Consider the following 425-nt stretch of genomic DNA (forward strand, 5'->3'; position numbering starts at 1 on the left):
CTGATATGATTGGAACAGCTGCAGGTATTGCAACAACTGGGAAAATACCATTTGCTTCAACTTTCGCACATTTTGCGGCGGGACGTGCCTTTGACCAGGTCAGAAACTCGGTTGCGTATCCGCATTTAAATGTCAAGATTTGTCCAACTCACGCAGGAGTCTCGTTAGGAGAAGATGGAGGTTCACACCAGTCAGTTGAGGATGTGGCATTAATGCGTGCAATTCCAGGAATGGTAGTGCTATCGCCAGCAGATGCAGTAGAAACAGAAAAAATGGTCTTTGCAGTGGCTGAATATGAAGGGCCTGTATATGTAAGACTTGGAAGACTGAATATACCAGTATTATTTGATGAAAACTATAAATTTGAAATAGGAAAAGCAGCAACTTTAACAGAAGGAAATGATGTAGCAATATTAGCGACTGGC

The 425-nt window shown here is 42.4% G+C and carries 1 protein-coding gene; it reads left to right on the forward strand.

Annotated features, from left to right (window positions below; translation table 11 throughout):
* The coding region (locus HMPREF1552_RS11295; protein WP_021745341.1) for a transketolase family protein at window positions 1–425 on the forward strand (425 nt) is incomplete at both ends.

Origin of the sequence: Leptotrichia sp. oral taxon 879 str. F0557, assembly GCF_000469385.1 — a bacterium.
Taxonomy (GTDB): Bacteria; Fusobacteriota; Fusobacteriia; order Fusobacteriales; family Leptotrichiaceae; genus Leptotrichia; species Leptotrichia mesophila.